This is a genomic window from Shewanella sp. A22, from assembly GCF_053850585.1.
This window is the reverse complement of sequence record NZ_JBSQBN010000161.1, coordinates 1-8,758: the sequence shown is the minus strand read 5'-3', so window position 1 is coordinate 8,758 and position 8,758 is coordinate 1. Positions and strand designations below refer to the sequence as shown.

Genomic DNA, 8,758 nt, shown 5'->3' with positions numbered 1-8,758 from the left:
GTTGTTGCCTTTTAAATCGATGTAACACAGAAGTGGAATACCTGAGAGACTCCATTCTGGCGGGTTTCAAAGTCCTTTATGCTTCGTTAGATGCTTTCAAAATACGACGGCATGGTCTATTTTTTTCGATAAAAAATAAGACATTCCCACCATCCATGGTGGTCAGATGCTGGAGGTAGAGTAACGCAGGAGCTTGTTACCGAGGATCACTATTCGCTTCAATCATCTGCCTTGCCTACAGCGCTTTGAACTCCCGCTGAAAGATCACATATTTAATAGGATTGGTATGACATATTGATGGCGGTAGATGAACAGCATAAACAGTATGCTGTTTTATGTGACCAGCCAGAGCTGTTCAGTTTGCGGCGTATTGCTGACAGAAGTTTGTACCTTAATAAAGTAACTATTAAGGCTTAGAGAGGGTTTGCGATGAGCCTCTTATAAATAACTCTGGTTGAAATGAGCTTTCCACATGGATATCTTTATCGTTATAGACTTGTTGAAGCACCCAGCGAGCAGCCATTTTACCCATTTCGTGAATGGGGTTGCTTACGGTTGATAGCTTAGGCGAAATATATTGTGGAAAGGGGATATTGTCATAGCCAATAAATGAGATGTCATCGGGTACGCGGATCCCTTTTTCTAGACAAACGGAAATAGCGCCTGATGCCATTTGATCGCTGGCACATACCACAGCTGTTATAGGTTTATTGAGCGACAGTAAATACTCCATGGCATCACTGCCGCCATGTTCACGGAAGTTTCCTTCAAACCAGAGCTCTGGATCGAATGGAACATTAAATTCTGCTAAGGCGCGTTTATGTCCTTTAAGGCGATCTCTGGCATCAAGTTTAAACAAAGGGCCTGATATATAGGCAATATGCTGATGGCCTAATGATAAAATATGCTTGGTGGCCATATAGCCGCCCAGTTCATTTTGTAAATAAACGCAGCGTTCTTTAATTGAGTCAATATAGCGGTTAATCAATACGATGGGAGTGGGACCTTTGCTGAGTTCAATTAAATACTCATCAGACACGGCTTCTACATCTAAAATTAATGCATCACAACCGCGGCTCATCAAAAATTCAACGCCTTCTTTTTCTTGCTTTTCATCGCTATGACCTGCAGCAATAATCACGTGTTTGTTTGCAGCACGAAGGGCAGTTTCAATTTCGGTCATCATAGGACCATAAAAAGGACCGTCAAGTTGTGACACCAAAACCCCGACACTGTTTGAGCAGTTCGAGGCCAGTGACTGTGCAATGGTATTAGGTCGATAACCTAACGCCGCCATAGCATCGAGTACTTTTTGTTTGGTTTTATCGCTAACTTTGGTGTTGTTGTTCATGACTCTTGACACAGTTGCCAGAGACACACCAGCCATAACGGATACATCGTAAATAGTTGCCATATAATGAGTATTAAAGCCATCTTGGAGCACATGGCTCCAAGACTAACACGCTTTTATTTTGCTTCTCTATTTAATTCTAAGTGAATTTGATCGACTTTTTGATTGTCTAAGGTATACCAACGCATAACAAAGGCAACAACCAAAGAACCAATGGCAGGATAAATTGTAAATGACAATAAAATACCTTGCTGAGTGTCGACAGTTTGTTGTGTATCGGCTTGATAGCCATAACCTGCCAATAACCAACCAGCCGCCGCGCCACCAATGGCGACGCCAAGCTTGATAAAGAAGATGACCGAAGAATATATCATTCCAGTAATTCTGACGCCGTTTTTATATTGACCATAATCGACAACATCAGCCATTTTTGCCCACAGTAATGGGGTAGCCATATTGAACGTAAAACCCCAAATAATAAACATACCAAAGGCGAGAATAATTTGTTCACTTGGCACAAAGTAACTCATAATACACATCGCTGCCGCAAGTAATTGCAGGGTAATGTAAGCTTTGACCTTACAGAAACGTCTTGCCAAAGGTTCAGCTAAAATGCAGCCAAAAATATTACCGACCATGCCTAGGGTGATAAATAGGGTGATGGAATCTGGCATGTTAAGAACATATTTAACGTAGTAAATGGCTAAACTGGTCCGTAATACCATACCTGATAATAGACATACTGCAGCAATAGCGAGCACACGCCATTGGTCATTTTTGAGCATGTCAGTGAAGTCATTTTTAAAGCTAGACTGTTGATTAACCGGCGGATGTAGGCGCTCTTTTGTGCCCCAGAAACAGGCTAGAAACATCGCTACGCCTAGAATGCTCATGGCGGTAATGGTGAGTTGATAACCTTTAGCTTGATCGCCTTCTCCTAAAAACTCGACCAGTGGTAAGGTTAAGCCTGACACTAATAGCCCCCCCAGCATAGCAAACACAAAACGGTAAGACTGAACTGACACACGCTCTTTAGGATCTGCTGTTAACACACCTCCTAAAGCACAATAAGGGATGTTAATGGCGGTGTAGACCATCATGAGTGCCGTATAGGTGACGAACGCATAAATCATTTTGCCGTCTTCAGATAAATCTGGGGTGGTAAAGGCTAAAACGCTGATAAATCCAAAGGGGAGGGCAAACCACAATAGATAGGGCCTAAACTTGCCCCAGCGGGTACTGGTTCTGTCTGCGAGTGCGCCCATTAATGGATCTGTGATTGCATCAATTAAGCGTACTGCTAAAAACATGGTGCCAACAAATGCTGGTGAAATACCGAAAATATCAGTATAGAAAAAGGTTAAAAACAGCATGACCGTTTGGAACACAATGTTACTGGCTGTGTCCCCAAGTCCGTAGGCTATTTTTTCTCTGGTGCTTATCATACATGCCTCAATTATTGTTATTAGTTAAAATGATGCGACTGTTTGAATAGAATGAACTGGTTAAATCACCGCTCGCTCTGGTTAATGTATTATTTTCTTGCGCTAATAAAGTCTCTATAAGCATGTGCACTGCTTTTTAGGGTGCGTTGTTGCGTTTCGTAATCAACATAGACAATACCAAAACGTTTTAAATACCCTTCAGCCCACTCAAAGTTGTCCATTAAACTCCATGCAAAATAGCCAACAACATTCACACCTTGTTCAATGGCATTGTTTAGTGCATTTAAATGAGCGTTATAGTATTCGACTCTGTCTTGATCATCCACTTTACCGTTTAGCCACTTATCGTTCATTGCTGCCCCATTTTCGGTTATGTAGATCGGCGGTAAAGGATAAAGTGCATGTAAAGAGGTTAATAAATCGGTAAAGGCTTGCGGGTATATTTCCCAGCCAATATCCGTTTTAGGTTTGTCGGCCATATCAATTTGGCTAAACCCTGTTATAGGGTCGGCTTTGTAGACGGCACGGGTGTAAAAATTGATGCCTAAAAAATCGATAGGTTGAGCAATAATGTCGAAATCACCTTGTTCAATAACTGGCATGTCTTCAGCAGCGAAGTCATGAATAATGTCAGGGTAGCATCGGTCAAACAGTGGTTTGATATACCATTGATTAAAGTACTGATCGGCTTTATTCGCGGCTTCAATATCTGCTGCAGAATCAGTCGCGTTATAGCAAGGCGTAAAATTCAGTACGATCCCATTTTGGCTATTTGGGCTGTTTTTTTGCAACACTTTCATGGCTAATCCATGGGCCAGTAATAAATGGTGTGCTGATTGGCGACCAAACGCTTTTGTGGCTAACCCTGGAGCATGGACACCAATTTCATAACCTAAATATGAGCTACAGAAAGGCTCGTTAAAGGTGGCGTACGAATATACTCTGTTGCCAAATGCCTGGGTGATTTTGTCGGCGTAGTCTGCAAATAGATAAGCTGTTTCACGATTTAACCAACCACCATTATCTTCAATATGTTGTGGTAAATCCCAATGATATAAGGTGACAAAAGGCTTAATGCCACGGCGGTTTAGCTCGTCGAGTAAGTCGTTATAAAATGTCACACCTAATGAATTGAGGCTGCCGTCTTTATGTAAAACACGTGGCCATGAAATTGATAAACGGTAAGCGTCGACCCCAAGTGATTCTATTAAATCAATATCTTCTCGCCATAATTTTACGTGCTCACATGCTTGCTTGCCATTTGAGCCATCACGCACTTTTCCTGGCGTTGCACAAAACGTGTCCCAAATACACGCTAAGCGGGACTCTGCAGCGCCTTCGATTTGAAATGAGGCTGTTGCTACACCATAGGTGAATGCCTTTGACTGCATCTTCGAATCGTTTGGTAACATTATTTTCATATTATTATTCACTTTGTATTGATTAGGTTTGTGTCTTTTAATGGATTGATTTTTGCGCTAAAACACCAGTGAAAACGGCTTAACTTCGATTTTTCCGGTGATAGAAATTTCTGCGATAACGTTTAAAAATCGTTGACATCGGTTATCGATATGTTAAAAATGAAAGCGCTTACATTGAGGTTAGTGATTAATTATCCAAAGGTCAATAATTGATTTTGTTATTTAGTGACAATAGGTCTGTTGAGGATGTGACTAATTTAACGAGAGGCTGAATGAATGGTTTGTAGGGATATTCTGTCACGAATTAGGCTTGGTAATTAACATTAACGATTGATAACAACCCAATATAACGATTTATAACATAGGGAATGTCATGGCGACTTCACAACACCAATCAGAATTAACAGGCGTTGATTCCACTCATCAACAAGGCGACTTTCGCTTTGCGTTAGTCGCGTTAACTTCACTGTTTTTTATGTGGGGCTTTTTAACTTGTCTCAATGATATTTTAATTCCTTACCTAAAAAACATGTTTGAGCTTAATTATGCTCAGGCAATGTTAGTGCAATTTTGTTTTTTTGGGGCTTATTTTATTGTCTCTATCCCTGCGGGTGCGCTTGTGGGGAGAATTGGCTATCAAAAGGGTATTATCACGGGTTTAGTTATCGCTTGTATTGGTTGTTTATTGTTTTATCCATCCGCGAGTTACGGCTCATATAATATGTTTTTATTTGCCTTTTTTATTTTAGCATCCGGTATTACTATTTTGCAGGTTTCTGCTAATCCTTTTGTGAGTGTTCTTGGGCCTGCAGAAACGGCATCATCAAGATTAACCTTAACTCAAGCGTTTAACTCTCTAGGTACGACTGTCGCCCCTTTTTTTGGCAGTTGGTTGATACTGTCGACGGTTGAGCACGATGAAAAAATCACTGAAGTGAGTGATGTGATTGGTCAACTATCAGTTCAACAACAAGCGAGTGCGGTACAAACACCTTACCTGATTTTAGCCGGTGCATTGTTCGTATTGGCGTTAATTTTCATGTTGCTCAAACTGCCTTTATTGGGCAAACGCGATACTCAGTCTAGTGTCGTAGTAAAAGGGAGCGCATGGCAGTATCCACATCTTGTATTAGGTGCCGTGGGTATTTTTGTATATGTTGGCGCAGAAGTTGGGATAGGCAGTTTTCTTATTAGCTTTTTAACCCAAGATGACATTGGTGGCGTATCGGAATCTCAGGCTGCGCATTATATTGCTTACTATTTTGGGGGCGCGATGGTTGGTCGTTTTATGGGGGCAGCGGTAATGCAAAAAATAAAAGCAGGTAAAGTGTTAGCCTTCAATGCGCTATGTGCATGTATTTTAGTTGCTGCGGCTATGTTAAGTGCTGGCAGTGTCGCCATGTGGGCATTATTACTGGTGGGATTATGTAACTCGATTATGTTTCCGACTATTTTCAGCTTAGCACTGCAAGACTTGAAGCAACACACTAGTCAGGGGTCTGGGATTTTATGTTTAGCTATTGTTGGTGGTGCCGTTTTACCCTTGTTACAAGGTGTTTTGGCCGACAGCTTAGGTATTCAATTAGCGTTTATTGTGCCGCTAGTATGCTATGGCTTTATTGGTTATTACGGTTTAGTGGGCTGCGATGTAAAGCGTCCAACGTCGAATGCACAGTAGTAAGAGTAAGGGAATTACATGAATTTGAATTATCTTAATACGGGGTTTAACTCAGGCAAGTTTACACCTATTAGTGCCGTTGTGAGTTTAGCTGTGCTGTTATGTGTTAATGGCTGTAGCTATTCAGTTGAACCTGAAAGCGAAAATAAACCAATGTTAGTGGTTGATAATAAAATGAAGGACATTGGGGCTAAAGCAGGCATTGAATTATGGCCAGCATTAACGCCTGCAATAGCTAAAGATCCACAGCTTGAAGATAAAATTGCCACATTAGTAGCAAGGATGACCGTGGAACAAAAAGTGGCTCAGATGATCCAGCCTGAGATCCGCGACATTACTATCGAAGACATGCGTAAGTATGGTTTTGGTTCGTACCTTAATGGTGGAGGTTCATATCCAAATAATAACAAGCACGCGACTCCGGCAGACTGGATTGCACTAGCTGAATCATTGTATCAAGCATCTGTCGATGACTCTATTGATGGCATCAATATTCCGACCATGTGGGGTACAGATGCGGTGCATGGACATAACAATGTTATTGGTGCGACGTTATTTCCTCATAATATTGGTTTAGGCGCAGCAAATAACCCAAAATTAATTGAGAAAATAGCGTCAATTACAGCCAAGGAAGTGATGGTTACAGGCATTGATTGGGTATTCGCACCAACTGTTGCTGTTGTACAAGATGACCGCTGGGGCAGGAGCTATGAAGGTTATTCAGAAGATCCGAATATTGTTAAATCGTACTCTTATGCCATTGTTGAAGGATTACAAGGTGCGGTAGAAGGGGATTTTCTTTCAAATCAACATGTATTGTCGACGGTTAAACACTTTCTAGGTGATGGCGGCACAGAAAGAGGCATCGACCAAGGTAATAATATTGCCAGTGAACAAATACTGGTTGATGTGCATGCTCAAGGTTATGTAGGGGGATTAAACGCTGGCGCACAAAGTGTTATGGCGTCGTTTAACAGCTGGCATGGGGTTAAAAATCATGGCAATAAGTATTTACTGACAGATGTGCTTAAAGACCGCATGGGCTTTGATGGTTTTGTGGTAGGTGATTGGAACGGTCATGGACAAATTCTTGGATGTAGTAACGAATCATGCGCTCAAGCGGCAAATGCAGGCTTGGATATTTTTATGGTTCCTACAACGGTTTGGAAGCCCTTATTTGAAAATACCGTTGCCCAAGTGAAGCGTGGTGAAATAAGCCAAGCCCGCCTTGACGATGCTGTGTCGCGTATTTTACGGGTTAAGTTTAGAGCTGGATTATTTGACAAACCAAGTCCAGCCAACCGTCCGTTGTCTGGTAAAACGGAGTTAATTGGCCATGTAAGCCATCGTGAAATTGCAAGGCAAGCGGTACGAGAGTCATTGGTATTGTTGAAAAATAATCATGGTGTTTTGCCTCTTTCACCTAAGTTAACTGTGTTAGTAGCCGGCGATGCTGCTGATAATATTGGTAAACAGTCTGGTGGTTGGACAATTACTTGGCAGGGTACAGATAATAAGAATGCAGACTTCCCTGGTGCGACGTCTATTTATAGCGGTATTGAGCAAGTGGTTAAGCAAGCTGGTGGCCAAGCTATTCTGAGCGTATCAGGTGAGTTCGTCGAGCAGCAAAAGCCTGATGTGGCAATTGTTGTGTTTGGTGAAGAACCCTATGCGGAAGGTAATGGTGATATCGATAACGTAGAATATCAACGTGGAGATAAGCGAGATTTGGCGTTATTAAAGCGGCTTAAAGCACAGGGTATTCCAGTTGTGTCAGTGTTTATTAGTGGTCGTCCGATGTGGGTTAATGCAGAGTTTAATGCATCCGATGCCTTTGTTGCTGCTTGGTTACCAGGTTCAGAAGGTCAAGGGGTTGCGGATGTGTTGTTTACCGATGTAAACGGAAAAGTGCAATATGATTTTAGCGGTAAATTATCATTCTCATGGCCTGCAACGCCTCAACAATCAAGGGTAAATATACCTTTAGCCAGTGCATCATCAGAGGTAAAAGCACAATATCAACCTTTGATTCCTTTTGGGTATGGCTTAAATTATCTATCAGGTACTAAGGATGCTGTCGAATTGGATCATTTATCGGAAGATAATTTATCTTCCGAGCAAACGTTAGCCGATTTAATATTGTTTGAGCGAGCAGTTAAATCACCGTGGTCAATGTACATTGCCAATGGTTCAGAGCGCCAAGGTTTGTCGAGCAGTGTGGCAGAAAATAGCGCTTTGTCGATACGTACTATGGACCGTGTATTTCAAGAGGACGCTCGATTTGTGTCTTTTAACGGAAGCGAACAAGGTTCGGTTGGGTTAATCAGTAATTTTCCGCGCGATTTTAGAGCCTATCGTAATCATTATTCGGCATTATCTTTTAGTATCAAAACGACCCAAGCGTTACAAAAACCATTATGGTTGGGCATGGCGTGTGAAGGTGATTGTCGTAAGCAAGTGGATATTGCCAAGTGGGTTAATCGTAAACAGGGCGAATGGCAACGTTTACATTTCTCGATGACTTGTTTTGCCGATGAGCCAATGAACTTTGCTAAAATTGTTATGCCGTTCTATCTTGCCACAGACGCAAAAATTGACATTCGTTTCAGCGATGTTGTTATTAAAGCTAGTTCATCCTCAAATACGATTCAATGTAACTAGGGCCTGTTGATCTTTCAAGGTTGTTTTTGCTGCGAGTTGTTGGTCATTTGTACAAAGAAGAGACTTTGTGGTGTAGTTATTCTACATAAAAAGTCGATAATGCAGTAAAAATGACCAACAAACGCTGCCCGAAGGGTTCGGCTAAAAACGTTTTACTCTTTGTTGAGTCCTCTTCGTTAAGTAAAAGTAGCTTAGATTGCTA

5 protein-coding genes are annotated in these 8,758 nt (G+C 41.6%); 2 read left to right on the top strand and 3 right to left on the bottom strand.

Annotated elements, in window-relative coordinates; translation table 11 throughout:
* Nucleotides 1-406: 406 nt before the first annotated feature.
* From ACWXWT_RS18940 to ACWXWT_RS18930, 3 genes are all read right to left on the bottom strand, one after another.
* A complete protein-coding gene (locus tag ACWXWT_RS18940) occupies nt 407-1,414 on the bottom strand; it encodes a LacI family DNA-binding transcriptional regulator (protein WP_456043130.1) in 1,008 nt (335 codons plus the stop codon).
* Nucleotides 1,415-1,467: 53 nt separating this feature from the next.
* A complete protein-coding gene (locus tag ACWXWT_RS18935; RefSeq protein WP_456043129.1) occupies nt 1,468-2,796 on the bottom strand; it encodes a glycoside-pentoside-hexuronide (GPH):cation symporter in 1,329 nt (442 codons plus the stop codon).
* Nucleotides 2,797-2,885: 89 nt separating this feature from the next.
* Nucleotides 2,886-4,217 (bottom strand): GH1 family beta-glucosidase, encoded by a 1,332-nt coding sequence (locus ACWXWT_RS18930; protein ID WP_456043128.1) that lies wholly within the window; start codon nt 4,215-4,217, stop codon nt 2,886-2,888.
* Between the two features lie 373 nt (nt 4,218-4,590).
* Here ACWXWT_RS18930 and ACWXWT_RS18925 point away from each other — a divergent pair, with 373 nt between their 5' ends.
* Both ACWXWT_RS18925 and ACWXWT_RS18920 read left to right on the top strand, forming a co-directional pair.
* Nucleotides 4,591-5,895: a sugar MFS transporter gene (locus ACWXWT_RS18925; RefSeq protein ID WP_456043127.1), complete on the top strand. Its 1,305-nt coding sequence runs from the start codon at nt 4,591-4,593 to the stop codon at nt 5,893-5,895.
* 18 nt (nt 5,896-5,913) lie between these two features.
* Nucleotides 5,914-8,556, top strand: a complete 2,643-nt coding sequence (locus tag ACWXWT_RS18920) for a glycoside hydrolase family 3 protein (protein WP_456043126.1) — start codon at nt 5,914-5,916, stop codon at nt 8,554-8,556.
* Nucleotides 8,557-8,758 lie beyond the last annotated feature (202 nt).